Genomic DNA, 19,900 nt, shown 5'->3' with positions numbered 1-19,900 from the left:
AGGACGTCAGACCTCAAACGAAATCCCCTGCGCCAGCGGCAACCCTGTCGAGTAGTTGATCGTATTCGTCGTTCGGCGCATGTATGCCTTCCAGGCGTCCGATCCGCTCTCGCGCCCGCCGCCGGTTTCCTTTTCCCCGCCGAACGCACCGCCGATCTCTGCCCCGCTGGTGCCGATGTTCACATTGGCAATGCCGCAATCGCTGCCCGCCGGTCCCATGAAGCGCTCGGCCTCGCGGATATCGGACGTAAAGATCGCACTGCTCAGTCCCTGCGGGACGGCGTTGTGCCATTCGATCGCTTCATCCATCGTCTCGTACGGCATCACGTGAAGGATCGGGGCAAAGGTCTCACGGGTGATCACCGGCGCGTGCGGATTGATCTCGACAATCGCCGGGCGAACGTAAACGCCGCCGGCTGGAACGCCGGCGGTGATACGCTCACCGCCGTAGACCCGGCCGCGGGCGTCGCGGCAGTCGGCCAGTGCCTGCTGCATCGCGTCATACGCGGCCTCGTCGATCAGCGGGCCGACGAGTACGCCTTCGTCGAGCGGGTTGCCAATCTTCAGACGAGAGTAAACCGCCAGCAGTCGGCCGATGACCTCTTCCTTGATGCTCCGGTGAACGATGAGCCGTCGAAGGGTCGTACACCGCTGGCCGGCGGTGCCAACGGCGGCGAAGACGATGGCGCGAATCGCCAGGTTCAGGTCGGCCGACGGCGTCAGGATCAGGCCGTTGTTCCCGCCCAGTTCCAACAGCGACCGGCCGAGCCGCCCGGCGACGGTGGTCGCGACCTCTTTGCCCATCCGCGTGCTGCCGGTCGCCGAGATCAACGAAACATCGACTGAAGCCGCCAGCGGCCTGCCCACGTTGGTGGCATCGCCGACGAGCAGGCAACTGATCGCGTCGGGCACCTCTGGCATGTCCGCCATCACGTCGGCGACGATCCGCTGGCAGGCGACGGCCGTCAGCGGCGTTTTCTCCGACGGCTTCCAGATCACCGAATCGCCGCAAGCCAGCGCGAGCATGGCATTCCAAGCCCAGACCGCGACCGGAAAGTTGAACGCCGTGATCACACCGACCGGGCCCAGCGGGTGCCACTGCTCCATCATGCGATGGCCCGGCCGCTCGCTGGCGATCGTCAGACCGTGCAGCTGTCGCGACAGCCCGACGGCAAAGTCGGCGATGTCAATCATCTCCTGCACTTCGCCGAGCGCTTCCTGGGTGATCTTGCCCGCTTCCCAGGAGACGATTGCGGCAAGGTCGGCCTTGCGCTCTCGCAGCTTCTGGCCGATGCGCCGGACAAACTCCCCGCGACGCGGCGCGGGAACCAGTCGCCAATCCTGAAACGCTCGACTTGCCGCGGCCACCACACGCCGCACATCCGTCGGCGCGGCCGATTGAACGGTCGCGAGCGTTTGCCCGTCGATCGGCGAGCGGACGGCGAGCGCCGGACCGGTGCCCGGACCAAAGCCTCGGCCGACGGCAACGCCTTCCACCGACGCGTCGATTCCGAATGTCCGCAGTGCGTCAGACGCTTGCATGGGGCACTCCTCAAAGGCCGGGGTCTCGTCCCGACGCTGTCGGCGCACGCTACCTGAGCAGGGGTTCCAGCACGACCTTCATCGCCTCGGCCTGCCGCATGAATCCCAGATCGCTCGGGTGCGAACTGTCGACGGTGTCGTCGCCATCTTCGCCGAGCAGCTTTTCACCTTCCAGGTACGACAGCCCGGTCATGCCTTCGGCCTTGAGCTTGGCGTAGGTTTTGCGGAACTCTTCCCGGCTGCCGGCGTTGCGCTTGGCTTTGCTCTCGATCAAAAACGCGTCGCCGTAGGTGCGGTCTTCGACCAGTACGATCGGCGTGTTGGGCTTGGCCTTGCGCAGGGCCCGGATGAACGGCTCGGCCTTGGCGGCGACGGCTTTGGCGTCCATGTTCGGCAGGCAATCGATCACGTAAACCGCCACGTCCAGCTCGGCGAGCAGGTTGCCCATGGAGTCGTCCATGGTGCCGTTACCACTGAAGCCCAGGTTGATCACCGGGCGGTCGAACCATCGGCCGAGGATTGACGTGTGGACCATGCCCGGCCGGCTCGCGCAGGCGCCGTGGGTGATACTGGTGCCGTAGAACAGGATCGGCTTGGCACGGGCGGCGGGGCGGGCATCGGGCTTGAACAGGGTGCTGCCCTTGGGCACGCCGATCTCCAGGCTGGTCACGCCGTTATAGAGCGGCAGGTAGAGCAGGTATTCGCGTTTCCCGGCGGGGATGTTGGAGATGAGCGCCGCCGTGGTCGTCTGGGCGGCCGGCTTGCCGACGGCGAGCCAATGCCAGTTTCCCTTCTCGGTGCGGACGTACAGGTCCAGTCCGCTGACGCCCGTCGCGGCCATGTGAGGCATCTCGAGCTTTTCCTTGGTCAGCGACCAGCGGGCGTGAATGGCCGGGGCGTCGGAGACGAACCGGACGGCCATGCCGGCGGAATCGCGCGAGAGATTCCAGACCGGCGGGCGGACGACACCATCGGCCTTGCCGGGCAGGCGGTCGTAGGGCGCCTTGGTGTCGGCGAAGGCCTGGCCTTCGATGCCGATCGCCTTGGCGTCGAAGAAGATGACGCCTTTGGCTTCCTTCCCGGTCGCGGAGTCGAGCGCCTCGGCGGCGCGGAGGGAAACGGAACAGAGGAGAAAAGCCAGAACGACAGCGGTCGGTCGAAAGCGCATCGGTTCCTTTCAAAGAGGGGACGGAAGTGTTTACCGCTGACCAGCGCGAATGATGAAATTACCCCTTGAAGACGAGCGAACCACAGATGCACACAGATCTTCACAGATCAAGCAAGGCGGGTGTGTGGCATGGGCAAGTACGCTTGCCCGTGATTAAGCGGATCGACGTTCGGCACGGGCATGATTCCATGTCCATGCCACAAAACAGAGAGAGCCGAGCACGAAGCTCAGCTCTTATCTGTGCACATCTGTGGTTAGACCTCTGACCTCACGGCTGCGTGGAAGGCTTCGTCGCGGGCGTTGCAGTGGGTTGCGTGGCGGCCGGTGCGGTCGCCGCCGGCCCGGTCGTCGCCTGCGTGGTGGCTGGAGCGGTGGTCGGCTTGGGCTTGCTCGGCGGGCCGAGCAGCGGGTTGGCGGGAATGCGGACGAGCAGGTCGATGCGGGCCGCCGCCAATTTCTTCACCGTCGCGTCAGGGCCGCTCTTGGCGATGTCGTCATAGATCGCCTTGGCCTTGTCGCGTTCGTCTCGGTTCTCGTGAACCGCGGCCATGCCGAAGCGGGCCGCAGTTGCCGTGCGGGCGGGAATCTTTGCCGCCTGGGCGATCAGCTCGGCGTAGTCCTTCGCGGCCGACTCGAAGTACTGCTCCGGCGTCTTGTCGAACGCCTTGGTCGTCGGCTGGGTGGCCGGCGCTGCGGTGCTTTCGGCGAACGCGAGCAGACCGAAGTGCAGGTTCAGGTCGGCGCGAAGCAGGGTTGCCTCGGCCTGGCGGGCCGGGTCGGACGAGTTCTTGAGTGTTTCGGCGACGGCCGCTTCCACCTTTTCCTTCACCCGGCCGCGGATGCGCGTCTCGGCTTCCGGTCCGAGAAAGACGATGGGGATCGAGGCATCGCCCAACTGCCGCGAGGCCATCACCAGGAACTGCCGTGTCTGTGCGTCGTCGTCGAGAACCGACGAGCCGGCGTTCCCCTGGCGATACTGCTCCAGCACCGACCGCGCGCTGGTGAGCTGCTCGGCGATCGCCTGCTGGGTTACTTCCCGGCTGTTCAGCCAGTAGCGCACCAGCACCAGCGATAGCAGAAAGAGAATGATGACCAACGAGATTTTAGACCCGTAGTCCTTCCAGAACTGTGGGAAAGTCCGGACCCCTCGAACCAACGAATTTTCCTGCAGCTCGTGCCGCCGTTCCGCCTTCATAGGTGGGGGAATGTAATGACGCGGGGGTGAAACAGCAAACGACAGCCGCCATAGGGTCCGCCTTGGCGGACGCGGGAGCGGCAATTGCGCGGGTCGATCGCGTCCGCCAAGGCGGACCCTACTTCATTTTTCCCCGCACTGTCGCAAGGAATTGCTCGGCCGGAAGTCCGTACGGGCGGAACTTTTCCATGACGCCTTGCTCTTCGCTGTAGACCAGGGCCCGGTGGAACCCGAGCTTGTTGGCGGCAGGGGAGTCGATCAGGTTGCTGCTGTCATTGGCACCCATCTGGAAGAGCACCCGGCTGTCGAACTCGCGCATCGCGTTGCGGTCCAGCGTTCGATCGACCGCCGTCGCGGTGTCGGCCCAGGCGATCGTGTGCACGCCGACGGGCGGGCCCTCTTTGAGGATGTCGGCGAACTGCTTGCCCGGGTCGGCGGGTTTGGGTTCGTCGCTGGAGCCGATCGAGAAGCCGAAGTCGTCTTCGCCCTTTCGCAATACGCGGTAACGCTGCAAACCGTAGATGAACAGGAAGATCGGCCCGGCGGTCTGGTCCTGCTCGTCGCGCCGGCGGATGACCTCAGTCGCGATGTCGTTGATCGCCTCGGGCGTGGCCCGCCATTCGACGAGCTTGCTCTTGTGCGGCAGCGACTGTTTCACCTTCGCGAAGGATCCGAACAGCGTCGAATCGGTCGGCGTGGCATCGAAGATATAGAACGTCGGGGCGGCGACCGAATCGCCGGCGGGGAGCTGCGCCGCGAGCGAGATCATCGACGCCAGCAGCGTAGCCAGCGCCGGTTCTTCCGACTGACCGATGACCAAGACATTCGCACCGCTCTGGCGGCGAAGTGTGACGGCGGTGGGGTCCTTGATCGCCACCGGCTCGCCGAGCCACGCCCGCGGCGGGCCCTGCTGCGGCTGGCGCGAGGTCATCAACTCCATCAGCCGGCGGTTCTTCGATAGATCGGCCGGTGCGTTGCCTTCGAACACGATCGCGTCGGCGGTTTTGATGGCCTGTTGATCCGCCGCTTCGCGAACCTGCTGCAGGTAGCGATCCTTTCGCTCGTCGCTGAGCCAGGCCACCTGGAACGGGCTGTTGCCTTCGACCAAGCCGCCCTGGTCGTTGTAAATCGCCTCGCCGGGACGGGACAGCAGCCGGGCGGCGGAGTTGTTGTCGCCGAGGATGAGCTGCGAATCGGCCTCGCTCGTCTGCAGCGCGATGCGGACCGCCATCTGGCCGATCGTGCTGCGGGGCAGGCCCGAAGCGCCGGCGATCGTCTGCGACCCCAGCAGGCAGTGAATACCGAACGCACGGCCCTGCCGCACCAGCCGGTCGAGCAGCACGCTGGAATCCTGGGCGAGCTTGTCGTCTTCGCTGAAGAACTCCTGGAATTCGTCAACGATCAGCAGCGTTCGCGGCATGATCTGCGGATTTGGCGACTTGCGGTAGCTGCCCAGGTCCTGAACCCCGGCCGCGCGGAATAGTTCGCCCCGCCGGGACAACTCGGCGTCGAGCTTCTGCAGCACACTCAGGCCGAACTCGCGGTCGCTTTCCACCGCGATCGCCCGGGCGTGCGGCAGGTTGTAGGTGGCGTAGGTCTTGAACTCGACGCCTTTCTTGAAGTCGATCAGGTAGAACTCGACCTCGTTCGGCGAGTACCAGAGGGCCAGGTTCGTCACCAGCGCGTGGAGCAGGGTCGACTTACCCGAGCCGGTCTTACCGGCGATCAGCACGTGCTGGGCGACACCCTTGCCGAGGCGCATGAGCTGCAACCGTGTCGCGCCCATCCGGCCGACCGGCACGTGGACGTCGCCGCCGCTGTCGAGTGACCAGAACTTGCCCGGCGGCGGGGCGATCGTTTCGAACGGCACCTCCACACGGGCGGCTTCTTTCGCGCCCTTGCCGACCTTGTCGAGAATCCTGGTCAGCGCCCCTTCGCTGGGCGGCGGTTCGAGGGTGAGAGGAAACTGTTCGAAAACCGGATCACGCCAGACGAAACTGCCTTCCACCCGAGACAGCGTGACGCTGCTGGCGATCACGTCATCGAGCGTCGTGCCGAGGTTCGTCGTCTGGCGGGTGTCCTGAAAAATCAGCGTGTAGATGCCGCACCGAGCCCCGCTGCTGGCGATGCTGCTGAGCCGGCGAAGGGCTTCATCCGAGAAGCTCGCCGGGAAATCGCTGATGACCAGAAAGCGGTAGGGCTCGGCCAGCTCGCCGGCCTGGGCGTTGTAGTCGTCGATCGTTTCGAATTCGTTCCGCAGGTACTTCTGGATGACCGTTTCCATGTGGCCGGTCAGGTTGGTGAGGCGCTGGTCGATCTGCTCGGCTTCCGTCCAGATGCGCCCGCCGACGAGCTGGTCATCATGGTCGGCCAGGTGCATGAAACCGGCGAAGTTCTGGCCGAGGCCGACGGGATCGAGCAGCGTGAAGCGCACCCGGCCCGGCGGAAGCGAAACCAGCAGGCGGGACATCACCATCTGGATGGCACGGATCGCGTCGGCCCGGCCATCGCGATCGGCCTGGATGAGCAGGCTGGCGCGGTTGGGGAAGGCGAGCGTTGCCGGCAGGCTGAAGGGCGGTGGCAGGGCAAGTCGTACTTCGGCACCGTCAGCGGCGGCACGGGCAATGCGCGTCAGATCGACATGCAGCCGACCAAAGCGAACGCCCGGCGCAAAGGTTGTCGGCGGCTTCCAGTTTGCCCACTCCGGCGATTCCCAGTCGTGTGGCGCGGTGTGGCCGGTGGAGGCGTTGGCTTCGATCGGTGCCTGGATTGTTTGCAGGCCGTCGCGCAGCCGTGATTCGAGTTCGAGCCGGCTGCGGTCGTATCGCTCGCGGGCCTGGCCGATGATCCGGTCGTGGTGCAGTTTGGCACCCTGGAGGTCGAGATCGAGCCGCTGCTCGATGTCGCGTGCGGTTTTGTCGATGCGGGCGGTTGCGTCGGCCAGTGCGGCGTCACGGGCGGCGTTCACTGCGGCCCGGCCGGCGGTGGCCTGCTCGGCGATGGTCGCGAGCGCGGCATCGATCCTCTTCTTGGCGTTGGCATAACCGGGCGCGTACTTCTCCCGCGCCATTCGGATTTCGGTATCGCGCTTGTGGGTGGCCCGCTGGCGGGCGCGATGGCGCGCGACGTCGGCCGCTTCGAGCTGCGCCGACGATGCCGCCCGGGCTTTGGCCAGTGACTGCTCGAACTCGCCGAACGCGTGCACCACCTGCTGTTTCGCGGCGCGTTTGAGAATCGCGCCGATGATCAGGCAGACGAGCAGCGCCGCGCCACCGCCGATGCCGATCGCCACGAAGTTCGGCTGTTCCAGGTTCGTCGCCGCCCAGGTTCCTCCCGCGGCCAGGATGACCGCGACGAACACGATCAGCGCCGGCGTCACTCCGACGAAGAGTCGGGGTAAACCCAGGGACCGCACTTTCGCGGCGGCAATATCGAGCTGTTCCCGGGTGACGACAAATGCCGCCGCGGCTTCCTCCAGCAAGGGCGTTTTCGTTCCGGAGGCCGAAAGGTCGGCCGACAAAGAGTCGGTCGTCCCGGTGGACTGCGAGTCATTGGCATCGAGCGTGCTCGGATGCTTTGCCGCAGGCGGCCGACCGACCGACACATCGGCCTCGCCGGGCTGATGCCCGAACGTGACGGCCTGGCGGATGATGTCCTGCTCTAACGCGTCGAGCTGCGCAAGCTGGGCGCCCACTTCGCCGGCGATTTTTTTCTCTTCCGCGGCCAGTGTGTTCAGCGTGACTTCCAGATCACTGTCGGCAAGCCAGGATGCCTCGGCGGTCTTCTTCTGTACGAGTTGCTCGACCTGTTCCAGTTCGGCCTCGGCCCGACGGCGCGCCGGCTCCTCCGACTGGCGGATCGCCAGCAGGTCGGCGGCGTGCTTCTGGGTAATCTCGGCGAGCAGTTCGTCCTTCTTCTGCGCCGCTTGGCCACGAAGGCTTTCGAAGCGGATGCGAATCGACTTCTGCGACTTTTCTAATGTCTCGGCCGACTCGGCGAGCGTTGCCGCCAGTTCGCGATCGATGCGTTTCTCGGTGGCGGCGCATTCGGTCGACAGGCTCACCAGGTCTCGCAGGGCTGCGCGCTGGGCGTCGGGAGGGCTCAGCGGTTTGGCTGGCGGAGAGGCGGAGACGGGCAGGTCGGTGGTGATGAGGGTCAAGGCGGGCTCCCGTGAGGTCTATCGATGGTGTGTGAGTGTACCGCAGGATGGCGCGGCTGCGACCCGACGAACAAGGATCGCACGGGGTCGCGAGTGCCATGGGCCGGCGGCACCGGACGCGAGTCCGCTTCATCGCCCGTTACGACCGGTCCGAGACTTCGCTCTTGATCCGCGTAATGAGCGACGCCGCGGAACTCATCGCCGAGGTCGCGTTCTTTACATGCTGCTGAAGCGGCAGAAGCGTCTGCTGTTCGAAGTCGGCGGCCACGTTGTCCCGCCAGCTCGCGCGGACGACCGACCATCGGGCCATCAGGTCCTTGGTCGCGCGGTCGAGTTGGCCCTTGCCTTCAAATAGACCCATGGGGTTCTCCTGCGTCGGACCCTACAGCCGCACTTTTGCGGCATTGTAGATCGCACACTCGATCAACGGATCGCTGTCAGCCTTGCGCCCGGCGTAGGCCTGAGCCTCGGCGAGGTCGGCGAACCTGCGATACTGGTTGCCTTCGTCGGCAACGCTCTTCCCGTCGGCCGCCAGAATCAATCCGCTCGGCTTGTGGGTGTGGACCAGCACGACCTGTGGCGGCTCGAACGACGGGAAATCGGGCAGGTCTTCGGCAGGCTGGGTGTCGCTGTCCGTGCTGTCTGGCGAACGGACCATCAGGGTGGTCGTCGATGACCCGCTGCCTTCGCCGACGGATTCCGATCCTTCGCCGCCCTGACCGGCCGGTGTCAGGTCCACGTATTGGCGCAGGATGTCCGAAAGTTTGTCGAGCCGGGCGACGCTCAGCGGGATGTCGTACGCCACAAACGCGGCGATTCCGGCGATCGCGCCTTTGTAGTCGTCGGCCGTCTTCTGGAGGACGCGGATGTACCGCTTGGTCGCGGCGGCCTTTTCCTCGGCTTCTTCGAGTTTGGCTTTGGCGACCCGCAAAGCCTTTTCTTCGTCCACTGCCGACGGGACGCGTCCGCTGGCATCCTTGAACACTCGTTTTTCCCGAAGCTTTTCCGCCGCCCGCGAGACCAGGTCGGTGCGCTTGCGGATCTGCCCGGCCCAGTAGGCTGTCTGCTCGGTTTCCAACCACATGATGGTGCGTGTCAGTTCCGACTCGGCGTCGCCGAGGGCCACCTTGGCGGCCTCGGCGAACTTCCAGACCTGCGCCCGAAAGTCGCGAAGGACGTCGATCGAATCTATGCGGGCGAGGTCGGACATAGCGTGCCGCGTAGCGGCCCTGAAGTCGGGAGTCAGAAGTCAGAAGTGGAATGTCGAAAGTCGTCATCGAATCGGCAATCTTCTGACTCCCGACTTCTGACTTCCGACTCCACGGCACCTCCGGTGCCGTTAGTGCTGCTTCAAGTACTCTTCGATCAACGTCGCCTTCTTGGCCAGGAACTGCACGTGTTCGTGCGAGGTGTCGAGGAAGTTGCCCAGGGTTTTGACCGTGGCCTCGAACGCCTCGGAGAATTTGCGTTGTTCCTGGTCGCGCCAGGTGGATTCGAGGGCACGCATCTTGGCGTGTAGCGCCGAAAGCAGGCCGTGAAGGTCGTTGTTGAATCGGTTCAGTTCCTGGGCGAACCGGCGAACTTCTGCCGGGTCTACATTCGCTTTGGCCATGGTGTGCTCCGCCTGGGGTGACCGACATCAGGACGCATTCGGTACTACCGCGTCCGACGATGCGGCGATTCTACCGGGATAGTCCCTTGAATGGGGAGTGAACTTTCAAAACGACGCGTGGCGAGGGTGGCGTATTGTCGCCGTTCCTAACGAATCTTCGAAACGAAAAGCCGCAACGCCTGGTTCACCTGGATCGGCTGCTCGATGGGCGTCATGTGCCCCGCGCCGCGAATGACGGCGAGCTTGGCTCCCGGGATCGCTTTGTGCATCCCTTCGGCGATATCTGGCGGGGTGATCTGGTCGCCGTCGCCGACGACGATCAGCGTGGGCACCTTCAGCGTCGGCAGCAGCGGCGTGGAGTCGGGCCGGTCGCGCAGCGCGATCAGGGCGTGCTCGATCGTCTTCGCCGAGTTGTCTTCGATCATCCTGCGGAGCGACCGCGCCAGTTCCGGGCGGCCTTCATCGGCGCCGGGGGCGAGCAGGCGGGGGATCATCGCATCGGCGATCGCCTTGGGGCCCTGTTTGCGGACGAGGTCGATGGTCTTCGTTCGGCTTTCTTTGGCCTGCGGGCTGTCGCCATCGGCACGGGTATCGACCAGGACCAAGCCCTTGAGATCGTTCGCAAACTGCCGGGCGAATGCCAAAGCCACATACCCGCCCATCGACAGCCCGGCGACCACGCAGGGCAGCGCCCCGATCGCCTTCAGAAGCCCGTGCACATCGGCGGCGAGACTGTCGACCGTGAATGGCTGGTCGGACTGCGACTTCCCGAAACCGCGAAAGTCCGGCGCGATGACCCGGCAAGTGGAAGCGAGGTCAGCCATCTGCGCCGACCACATCGCATGGCTGAGCGGAAATCCGTGGAGAAGGACGAGCGGCAGACCTTTGCCGCGGTCTTCGTAGAAGAAGTCGACGCCGTTGAGCGCTTGCGTGGGCATGGCGGAAAATGTATCGCCAAACGCGCGTCTGTGACACGGCTCTCCAAGCCCTGCAAGGTGTGTCACGGACAGCTTTCCAATCCGGCGCTAACATCGCGGGGATGCCTCAGGTACAAGGATTGCCATGAACCAACGCCTATCGCCAGTCGTTCGTCGATCGATTCTCGCTTCAGTGGCTCTTGCCGCCGCTATCCTGACAGGTTGCCAAACGTCGGAACCGATCGCCAACAAAGGCAAGCCTCAAGTGCCGTCAACGGCGCCCGTCGCCGTGACGCAGCCGGCGGTTCCCGATGCACGCGAGGCGGAGTACCTGTCCAATGTCACCCAACTGACGGACGGCTTTGATCGCGCCGGCGAAGGGTACTTCTCCCACGACATGAAGTGGATCATCTTCCAGGCGACGCCGAAGGGGGAGAAGGAGTACCAGATGTATGTGGCCTCGCTGCAACTGGGCGGCGGGGCTCCGAAGATCGGCGTGCCGATCCGGATCTCACCGACCAACTCGCGGAACACCTGCGGGTTCTTTTCGCCGGACGGCAAAACGGTGATCTTCGGATCGACCGCCGGCAAGGAGAAGCCGGACGAGCAGAGCGCCGGCTACCAGCGGCAGGGCGGGAACTACCGCTGGGCGTTCCCGGATGGGATGGAGATCTATGGCGCCAATGTCACCGGGCGCGAACTGTCCGCCGCGGCCGAGGCCTGGTCCGGGCTGGATGAGCTGAGCGCCAAGGCCGCCCGCAGCGGAACGACCGCGGGGCCCGTTCTGCTGGACCTTGCCACCGCGGCCAATCGTCTGACCGAGAACAATGGTTACGACGCAGAGGGCTCGTTCTCGCCGGACGGCAAGTGGATCGTCTTCACCAGCCGACGGTCCGGCGACACTGAGATCTGGGTCATGAAGGCCGACGGCAGCAATCCGGTGCAACTGACCAAGTCGCCGAACTACGACGGCGGACCGTTCTTCGCCCCCGACGGCAAGCGCATCATCTATCGCAGTGATCGCAAGGGGAACGATCTGCTTCAGGTGTTCGTCGGTGAGCTGGCATTCGACGCCAACGGCGACATCACGCACATCGCGTCCGAGCGCCAGCTGACCGACGATGCCAACGTGAACTGGGGACCCTGGTTTCATCCCGACAACAAGCACATCATTTACGCCACCAGCATCCATGGCCATCACAACTACGAGCTGTACCTGATGAAGGACGATGGTTCGAAGAAGACCCGCATCACCTATTGCCCCGGGTTCGACGGTCTACCGGTCTTTTCGCCCGACGGAGCTCACGTGATGTGGTCGGCAAAGCGAAGCAAGGACGGAACGACGCAGCTCTTCGTCGCGAAGTTCAAAATGCCGGTCGAGGCCGAGTAATCGTTAGAGCCTTCGCAGATGCCCTAAACAGGCCAGTCCACCATTTTGTGAATTTCATGCGTTTTGGGCCCCGGCTGCCGTTAGCGACGTCGCTGGAATTGGCGTAAGTGTATTCCCTATAGCAATTAACGGTGGTTGGTGGGAATGGCCTTTTGGAGGCGTCCGTGGCGTCCGACCGGGGGCGCTTTTCTGTGCTATTCTTTTTGCACCACCTTAATCAGGTTTTTGTTGTCTAGGCAGGTGACGTTCTGGTACTACCGCTACCAAGCCGTTACCCGTGCCGACGGTTTTGAAGGGAAAGAAGTACTTATGCGAAGTATCCGTAGCGTTGTTGTTCTCGCAATCGTAGGCTGCCTTGGGTTGTCTGTTCAGACCGCCGAAGGTGCCCTGGCCCAGGCCGCAGGCGGCTCGGGGCTCAGCGGAACCTTGTCGAAGAACAAGGCGATCCGCAAGCAGCAGCTCATCGCCGACCCGACCGAACCGGTTTACGGGTCGATCAGCGTCACGTACGACCCGAATGTCGTGTCGATCTCGGGCCTGCTCTTCGGGCCCGGCTACAACGGATTCGCACAGGTCGAGCTTTCCGGTGACGGAACCTTCCTGACGGACCTAAACGACTACCTCGCTGAGCCGTTCGGCACTCAGACCGGCTACGTTCAGGTCACGTTCTTCGAACCCGGCGTCATCGGGTTCGGACCGTCCGCCGGCGCGGGTCCCAGTACCCACGGCCAGATCACGCCTCCGGTCGGCTACACAACCACCGCGGTGGCCGGTCCGGCTGCCGTCGATACCCATGCCCTTTTCTTCGACTACCTGCCAACCGTTCCCGATAACACGATCGCCCGCTACACGATCTTTGCCGACCCCGGCACCCGTAACAGCGGCAATGAAGCTGACTTTCTGAACGACGGTACGACGGAGATTCCGGCCAATCAGATCGCTCCGGCCTCGGTCAGCGGCAGCCTCGATTCGCCCGCGCTCAGCGCCGTTCCGGTTCCGCCGGCGGTGTGGATGGGTGGCATCACGATGCTCGGCTCGCTGCTTTACGGCAAGCTTCGTCGTCGGGTCGCCGCCTGAGCGTTCACGCTCTTTTCCGACCAGGACAACTACGTCCAACAACAGACAGAGGGCACGCTCACCGAGCGTGCCCTCTGCTTTTTTAAGGATCAACGGTCCAATCATCGCCCGCTACCGGTACTCACACAGCTCGAGCAGATTTCCTTCAGGGTCCTGAAAATAGAGCAGGTACTTTCGCACACCCCCGGCGTAGGTCACCTGCGAGTCGGGTACCTGCTGAACTTCGCTGAACACCTTCACGCCTGCCGCCCGCAGCCTGGCGGCGATCGCCTCGATCCCGGAGACCTTAAAAGCCAGATGACGAATGCCCTGCATGTTCGGCAGGTCAATATCGATTGGTCTCCTGCCCGGCGGCGAGACGTACCGTGCCAGCTCGATGCGGGGTCCGACGCCCAGTTCCAGGTAGATCACCTCGGCTTCGGCGCCCTTGAGCCCCACCGTTGCATCCACCCAGTCGCCGCGGATCGTGGCATGCTTGGTCCTTCGAAACCCCAGTGTGTCTTCATAGAACCTGGCGACCAGCTCCATGTCGGCCACAACGATGTTCACATGGTCAATCGATTCGATCATTGGGCCCCGATTCTACGGTCGCAAGTTCCCCGGACGTAGTCCACGGCGTTCGAAGGGCAATCCCCCCGGCAAGGGATTCTCCCCAACATCGGCTTTAACCCCGGTCCCCGGTCGGCCGATACATTGACTGACGTTTTGTCGTATCGGCGGATGCTGCGCGTTGTGCGGCTCCCGCGGCTGATCAGAATCACGGGATCCCTCCATGTCCGATAAGGCCGAGAAAAAGGCAGAGAAAAAGCCCGACGAGAAGCCGGCCGGCGCTGAAGGCGACAAGAAAGCGGCCGCCGCCGGTGGGGGCTTCCTTTCCAAAACGCCGATCCTCATGGGCGTCATCATGCTCATCGAGGCGGTCATCATCATTGGTGGCATCAAGTTCCTGGGGGCCGGCCCGAAGTCGGCCGATGCCGCCGCCGGCGCCGTTGATGCCCATGACGAACACGGCGGCGACGCCCACGGAGATGCTCACGGTGACGGGCACGGCGGTGGGGGCGGTGGAGCACCCGGTGGCTCGAAAGATAAAAAAATCGTCGAACTCCAACTGATCGAGATGCGCGCGCCCAACAAAGTCTCCGGACGTACCCTCATCTTCGATGTCAGCATCTTCGTCTCGCTCAAAGGGGATCGCGAAGAAGCCGTAAAAACTACAATTGCCGCCCGCAAGGCCTTGATTACCGACCGAATTCGAACGATTATTGCCCAGAGCGATCCAGAGAAGCTCGGCGGAGGTTCAGAGCCAGGGCTCGAAACGCTTCGCCGGCAGATCAAGCACCAGCTCGACGAGATTCTCGAAAAGGGAACGATCGACGAGGTGCTCGTGCCCCGATGCATTCCGTTCCGCGCTGACTACTGATCACGCGGCCGCAGTGCTTCTGGAACTCGGGTTGCAACGATGCCCAAGGATGGGTGTCGCGCTACGGCCGCCAAGGATGGTGAACCATGGCCGAAGAATCCCCTTCCCCGACGGCGGGCGCTACGCCGGATCCCCTTCCGAGCACAGCCGCCGACCCCACACCCCAAGCTGTCCCGGCACCTGCCGACGCTGCCGCCACCGGCGATTCCGCTGACGATATTTCCATCGAGCAAATGCTCGCCAAGGCCGCCACCTTTACCGATGCGGCCGGTGCTGGCGCGGTCGATCCCCCGGACCTCGGGATTGGAGCCGGCGCTGCTGCCGCGGCGTCCACCGGTGCTGGGCCAGCTCAGGACATCCCCTCGGCCGATGCATTGCTGTCCGGGCTCCCGGATCAGGCATCGATTGAAGAGATGTTGCGCCAGGCGACGTTCGAGGACCCCGGGGCTTCGGGGGCAGATATGTCGCAGTCGGGGTTTGCATCGGGCAGCGTCGCTGCCTCCGTCGATGCCGATCCGTTCAACCTTCCGAATTTTAACCAGGTCATCCAGGACGCGCAGGTCTCGAGCATCGACCTGCTTCGCGACGTCGAACTGAACGTCAAGATTGAACTGGGTCGGTCCCGCATGCTCGTCGAGGATGTCCTGCGGCTGGCAGAAGGGTCCGTGGTCGAGCTGGACAAACTTGCCGGCGACCCGGTCGATGTCTTCGTCAACGAACGACTGGTGGCGCGCGGCGAAGTGCTGGTGTTAAATGACAATTTCTGCGTTCGCGTGAACGAAATTGTCGCCGCGGCGAAGGACGAGGGCCTCTAGCAAGATGTCCCAACGGTGCCTCACATTATCGAAGGTGCTGCGAGCCGCGATTCTCGTCACGGCGTCTGGTCTGGCCGTTTCGGCCGCGCGGGCAGAGACGGCTTTTGTTGACCGCCCGACGACACGGCCCATGCTGGGCACGAGCGATGTCGGTTCGGGGCATGCCGCAACTCAGGCGGCTTCGGCAACGCCCGGCTTTTTGCCCAAGGCGTTCGGGCCGTTCGCACCGCCGACGACCCGTCCGACTTCGACGACTCAGCCTGCCACCGCGTCGGCACTGGATGCCGTTGGTATCAATCGGGTGACCAGGGCTGAAGCTGCATCCACACAGCCCGCCGGGGCCGCCGCCTCGACCGCGCCGACGTTCGACACCGGCCGGGTCCTTCTGTCACTGGCGCTTGTGATCGGTCTGATTCTGTTCCTCAAGTGGGGCGGGAAGAAGCTCTTTGGCTTGCAGTCCGGTACAGGCACCGGCGTCATGCAGGTGGTCTCCCGGACGATCCTGGCACCCAAGCAGCAGTTGCTGCTGGTTCGCGTGGGCAAACGCCTCCTGATTGTCGGCGATAGCGGCGGAAGGCTATCCGGCATCGGACAGATCGCCGACCCCGACGAAGTCGCATGCCTACTGAGCCAGTCGAAGGCAGTGATCGAAACGACGCCCAAGTCGGTGAACTTCGCCGGCCTGTTCCGCCGGCTGGGACAAAGCCGCTCCGGGCGCGCCGAAGAAGCTGACTGGGCCGAACTGGAAGACCAGGCGATGGTCCCGTCGTCCGAGCGGACAGGGCTGCTGGGCGAGACGGATCAAGCCCATCGTCAGGACAGAGCTAATGCTGACGCGTTGATGGACGAAGCCGACATCCCCGGCGACACGCCGGAACTGCCGATGCCCGGTCGGACCGTTCAATCTGAAGCCGAGGACGAAGCCAGATCGGCGGTCGAGGCCGCGCGTTACGACATTCAGGCGCTTCGGGCGAAACTTCGTGAAGTCACCGGCCGACTGACAGGCCCCGAGGCCCGTGGCGAAACTCCGGATAGCGGCAACGCATAGCAATGGCCGAAAGTTCGGCAGGCGGCCCGGTGAAAGGTGTTTCTTCGGGTGGTACGGACCAGCGTGCCTGGTAGCCGCCGCAGAAGGCAGGTTGGTGTTGGTTTCGGGCTGGGCGAAGCATCGGCAGGACGCCAGGTGCTTTATCGAGTTGTAGACGTCGGCAAGGATGCCATGGACCCCACATGCAGCGATAAATTCGTCCACCGTGCGCGCGCTTCGTCCGCGGGCGCTTGGCACCTTGTTTTCGTTGCCGTCCTCGTTCTATCGGCGATTCAGCCTGCCTTTGCACAGCAGAATCAGGGTTCATCCGCCAGGCCGGGCGGGGTGACCGCGTCAAGCACCACGGACATCTTCGGTTCGCCACTGGGGCCGGGATCTTCCAGCGTGGTTGCCAACTCCAGCACCGTTGCGACTCCTACACCGGCTGCGGCGTCGCCCGGTATTCCCCAGATTCCCGATCTGTCCAAGCGTGAAAACTTCTCGGCGGCAATGCAGATGATCCTGCTGCTGACGGTGCTGTCGCTGGCGCCGGCGATCCTGATCATGATGACGAGCTTCACGCGCATCGTCATCGTGCTGTCGCTGCTGCGACAGGCACTGGGCACGCAGTCGCTCCCACCGAACCAGGTCCTCATCGGACTGGCAATGTTCATGACGTTTCTCGTCATGGGGCCGACCTGGAATCGTGTGAATGACGAAGCGCTCAAGCCGTACATGGCCGGCGACATCGACCAGTCGACCGCGATGAGCAGGGCGGAAGTGCCGATGCGCGAATTCATGATCAACCAGATCAAGAAGGCCGACAACGACGCCGACGTTGACCTGTTCGCGACCTACAACGGCCAGCCGCCGCCGAAAACCTGGGGCGACGTCAAGACGTCGTCGCTCATTCCGGCGTTCATGCTGAGTGAACTGAAGACGGCGTTTCTGATGGGTTTTAAAATCTATCTTCCGTTTCTCATCATCGACATGGTGATCAGCACGGTCCTGATCAGCATGGGCATGATGATGCTGCCCCCGGCGATGATTTCGCTCCCATTTAAACTGCTGTTGTTCGTCCTTGTGAACGGATGGCACTTGATTGTGGCGAACCTGATGGGTAGCTTTGCGACATGACGTCACAGGATGTGACGTTGGCACGGCCAGCCCCATCAGAACCGGCCGGGCGAAACGTTCGGAAGCGTCTTTCAGGATGCGACCGAACCAACCCATGGAAGGGTGATCGTATGTCCCTCCAGCAAGCGACGGAGTTCATCCGTCAAGCCCTCATCATGGCGTTGGTCGTCTCGGCTCCGATGCTGGTCATCGGTCTGGTTGTCGGCATTGTCGTGTCGCTCGTGCAGGCGCTGACGCAGATCCAGGAACAGACGCTCACTTTCGTACCCAAGATCTCCGCGATGATCGTCGCCGCGATCATCTTGATGCCATGGATCGGCCAGCGGTTGATGGATTATGCGATCGCGATGTTCGGGACCGGGCAGATGCCGTGAAAGGAAATGACGAATGCGGACTGCGGAATGATGAATACATGGCTTTCATTCCGCATGGCGCGTTCATCATTCCGCATTTTTCATGATCGACGACGTCCTCCAACGCGTGCCGGTGTTCGTGCTCGTCGTGTTCCGACTGGCCGGGATGATGCTGATGTCGCCGCTGTTCAGCAGCCCCCGGACGCCGCGCCGCGTGAAGGCAATGCTGGTGATCGTGCTGGCCTTCGGTATCTCCGGCGGCGTCAAGGCCGTGCCGCTGCCGGAATCGATGTGGGAACTGACGCTGGGCATCGGCGGCGAGATGGTGTTCGGTCTGGCGATGGGCATGGCAATCAGTTTCACGTTCATCGCCGCGCAATGGGCTGGTGAGATCATCGGCATGGAGATGGGTCTGAACTTGAGCTCGGTTTTCGACCCGTCGATGGGTGCAGGCGGATCACTGATGGGCGACCTGTACTACTTCGTCGCTTTGGCCGTCTTCCTGCTGTTCGGCGGGCACCACGCCTTGCTGAACGGCGTCAAGGCGAGCTTCGACCATCTGCCGCTGCTGTCGCTCAGCATGAACCCCGTGCTGCTCGACACGCTCGTTGGCATGTTCGAGACGTCGATGATCCTGACGCTGAAGCTGGCGGCGCCGATGCTCATCACCGTGTTGGTGGTGGACCTGGCACTGGGCCTGATCGGGCGAACGATGCCGCAGTTCAATGTCATGCAGGCCGGTCTGAGTATCCGGTCGATCGTCGGGCTGGTGCTTGTGATTCTCGGGCTGGGTCTGACCAGCGGCGTGCTCGAAGACGCGGTGATCGGCAGCGTGCAGCAGGTGCAACGGATGTGGAGCGGCGCGTAGGGTCCGCCTTGGCGGACGTGAGGCGTCGCGAAGCGAACGAATCGGTCTGCCAAGGCGGACCCGACAAAAATGGCTGACGACAGCGGCGACAAAACCGAAGCCCCCACTCCCCGCCGACGGCAAAAGGCAGAGGAAGAGGGGCAGATCGCGCGCAGCCAGGACCTGGTCGCCGCGGCGCTGATCGTCGGCTCGATGGCGCTTCTCAATAGGTTCGGCGACGCCGTCCTGGGTTCGATCCGGCAATTCCTCATCGAATCGCTCAACTCACTGCGTGACCTGGGCACCAACGCACCCGCCGAGCAGTTGGCACGGGGAATCTTCATCACCGGCCATGCGCTGTGGCCGCTGATGGTCGGACTGATGATCATCGCGGTGATCGGCAATGTAGCGCAGGTCGGATTACGACTGAGCCCGCAGCGATTGCAGCCCAACCTGGGGGCGCTGAACCCGTTCAAAGGTTTCGGCCGCCTTTTCGGTGGCGGCGGGAACCCGATGAAGTTCGCCATGAACCTGGCGAAGCTGGCGGTCATCTGCTTCGTCGCCTGGACGGCCGTTCGCGATCGCCTCGGGCAGATCGTCATGGCGCAGCGCCTCTCGCACGAGCAGATCTTCTACCTGGGCATGCAGGTGCTCTACGCGATCGCGATGAAGATCGGCGTGGCGCTGCTGGTCCTGGCGATCCTCGACTTTGTCTGGCAGAAGTGGAAGCACTTCCGCGACCTGAAGATGACCAAGCAGGAGGTCAAGGACGAGATGCGGAGCATGGACGGCGACCCCATGATCAAGCAGCGCCGTCGAAGCATCGCCCGCCAGATGGCGAGCAAGCGGCTGAAGAAAGACGTCCCGACGGCGGATGTCGTCGTCACCAACCCGACCGAATACGCCGTCGCCCTGAAGTACGACGCGGCGAGCATGAACGCCCCACGCGTGATCGCCAAGGGCCAGGGTGTGCTGGCCGCCCGCATCCGCGCGATTGCGATCGAGTCGGGCGTTCCGATCCTCGAAAGAAAGCCGCTCGCCCGCGCTCTGTACAAGCTTTGTGCCGTCGGACAGGAAGTGCCGGAACAGTTCTACGCGACCGTCGCGGAGATCCTGGCGTACGTGTACGAGTTGACCGGGAAAGCGAAGCGGCGTGCCGCCGCAAATGCCTAATCCATAACAGGAGATCTTTCGCCCCAGCGTCACTTACGCATTCATCGTTCATCGTTACTCGACAGTCT

18 protein-coding genes are annotated in these 19,900 nt (G+C 63.5%); 9 read left to right on the top strand and 9 right to left on the bottom strand.

Translation table 11 applies throughout. The features are described from left to right. Positions 1–6 precede the first annotated feature (6 nt). The 8 genes from amaB to IPV69_RS09780 all read right to left on the bottom strand — a co-directional run bounded on the left by amaB (position 7) and on the right by IPV69_RS09780 (position 10,614). Positions 7–1,542 (bottom strand): L-piperidine-6-carboxylate dehydrogenase, encoded by a 1,536-nt coding sequence (gene amaB / locus IPV69_RS09815; protein ID WP_206294930.1) that lies wholly within the window; start codon positions 1,540–1,542, stop codon positions 7–9. Between the two features lie 49 nt (positions 1,543–1,591). Continuing rightward, positions 1,592–2,710: an SGNH/GDSL hydrolase family protein gene (locus IPV69_RS09810; RefSeq protein ID WP_206294929.1), complete on the bottom strand. Its 1,119-nt coding sequence runs from the start codon at positions 2,708–2,710 to the stop codon at positions 1,592–1,594. Positions 2,711–2,978: 268 nt separating this feature from the next. Continuing rightward, entirely contained in the window at positions 2,979–3,866 is an 888-nt protein-coding gene (locus IPV69_RS09805) for a tetratricopeptide repeat protein (RefSeq protein ID WP_206294928.1), read from the bottom strand. Positions 3,867–4,023: 157 nt separating this feature from the next. Next, positions 4,024–8,064, bottom strand: coding sequence for an FtsK/SpoIIIE domain-containing protein (locus IPV69_RS09800; RefSeq protein ID WP_206294927.1), 4,041 nt, complete (start codon positions 8,062–8,064; stop codon positions 4,024–4,026). Positions 8,065–8,203: 139 nt separating this feature from the next. After that, the gene (locus IPV69_RS09795; protein WP_206294926.1) at positions 8,204–8,425 is read right to left on the bottom strand and encodes a hypothetical protein; all 222 of its coding nucleotides are present in this window, start codon (positions 8,423–8,425) and stop codon (positions 8,204–8,206) included. A gap of 21 nt (positions 8,426–8,446) precedes the next feature. After that, positions 8,447–9,274 (bottom strand): hypothetical protein, encoded by an 828-nt coding sequence (locus IPV69_RS09790; protein WP_206294925.1) that lies wholly within the window; start codon positions 9,272–9,274, stop codon positions 8,447–8,449. 129 nt (positions 9,275–9,403) lie between these two features. Further along, positions 9,404–9,676 (bottom strand): WXG100 family type VII secretion target, encoded by a 273-nt coding sequence (locus tag IPV69_RS09785; RefSeq protein ID WP_206294924.1) that lies wholly within the window; start codon positions 9,674–9,676, stop codon positions 9,404–9,406. A gap of 146 nt (positions 9,677–9,822) precedes the next feature. Further along, complete coding sequence (locus IPV69_RS09780; protein WP_206294923.1) at positions 9,823–10,614, bottom strand: alpha/beta fold hydrolase; 792 nt, start codon at positions 10,612–10,614, stop codon at positions 9,823–9,825. A gap of 124 nt (positions 10,615–10,738) precedes the next feature. On the opposite strand from IPV69_RS09780, the gene IPV69_RS09775 reads away from it, so the two are divergent. Continuing rightward, positions 10,739–11,983: a PD40 domain-containing protein gene (locus IPV69_RS09775; RefSeq protein ID WP_206294922.1), complete on the top strand. Its 1,245-nt coding sequence runs from the start codon at positions 10,739–10,741 to the stop codon at positions 11,981–11,983. Between the two features lie 309 nt (positions 11,984–12,292). Then, on the top strand, positions 12,293–13,060 hold the full coding sequence (locus IPV69_RS09770) for a hypothetical protein (protein ID WP_206294921.1): 768 nt from the start codon (positions 12,293–12,295) through the stop codon (positions 13,058–13,060). Positions 13,061–13,171: 111 nt separating this feature from the next. On the opposite strand, the gene IPV69_RS09765 is transcribed toward IPV69_RS09770, so the two are convergent. After that, positions 13,172–13,630 carry a VOC family protein gene (locus IPV69_RS09765; protein ID WP_206294920.1) on the bottom strand — a complete coding sequence of 153 codons (459 nt, stop codon included), beginning with the start codon at positions 13,628–13,630 and terminating at the stop codon, positions 13,172–13,174. Between the two features lie 322 nt (positions 13,631–13,952). Here IPV69_RS09765 and IPV69_RS09760 point away from each other — a divergent pair, with 322 nt between their 5' ends. The 7 genes from IPV69_RS09760 (at position 13,953) to flhB (ending at position 19,832) form a co-directional block, all read left to right on the top strand. Beyond that, positions 13,953–14,480 (top strand): hypothetical protein, encoded by a 528-nt coding sequence (locus IPV69_RS09760; RefSeq protein ID WP_206294919.1) that lies wholly within the window; start codon positions 13,953–13,955, stop codon positions 14,478–14,480. A gap of 233 nt (positions 14,481–14,713) precedes the next feature. Beyond that, positions 14,714–15,295, top strand: a complete 582-nt coding sequence (gene fliN / locus IPV69_RS09755) for a flagellar motor switch protein FliN (RefSeq protein ID WP_206294918.1) — start codon at positions 14,714–14,716, stop codon at positions 15,293–15,295. Positions 15,296–15,425: 130 nt separating this feature from the next. Beyond that, positions 15,426–16,343: a FliO/MopB family protein gene (locus tag IPV69_RS09750; RefSeq protein ID WP_206294917.1), complete on the top strand. Its 918-nt coding sequence runs from the start codon at positions 15,426–15,428 to the stop codon at positions 16,341–16,343. A gap of 441 nt (positions 16,344–16,784) precedes the next feature. Next, positions 16,785–17,459, top strand: coding sequence for a flagellar type III secretion system pore protein FliP (fliP, locus tag IPV69_RS09745; RefSeq protein ID WP_390884401.1), 675 nt, complete (start codon positions 16,785–16,787; stop codon positions 17,457–17,459). Between the two features lie 110 nt (positions 17,460–17,569). After that, entirely contained in the window at positions 17,570–17,833 is a 264-nt protein-coding gene (fliQ, locus tag IPV69_RS09740) for a flagellar biosynthesis protein FliQ (RefSeq protein ID WP_206294915.1), read from the top strand. Between the two features lie 82 nt (positions 17,834–17,915). Then, on the top strand, positions 17,916–18,680 hold the full coding sequence (gene fliR, locus IPV69_RS09735) for a flagellar biosynthetic protein FliR (protein ID WP_206294914.1): 765 nt from the start codon (positions 17,916–17,918) through the stop codon (positions 18,678–18,680). A gap of 69 nt (positions 18,681–18,749) precedes the next feature. Continuing rightward, positions 18,750–19,832, top strand: a complete 1,083-nt coding sequence (gene flhB, locus IPV69_RS09730; RefSeq protein WP_206294913.1) for a flagellar biosynthesis protein FlhB — start codon at positions 18,750–18,752, stop codon at positions 19,830–19,832. Positions 19,833–19,900: the final 68 nt, after the last annotated feature.

It is taken from the genome of Humisphaera borealis (genome assembly GCF_015169395.1).
In the GTDB taxonomy this organism is placed as follows: domain Bacteria; phylum Planctomycetota; class Phycisphaerae; order Tepidisphaerales; family Tepidisphaeraceae; genus Humisphaera; species Humisphaera borealis.
Note: the sequence above shows the minus strand (reverse complement) of the source record. Positions and strands in the feature narration are given on the sequence as shown.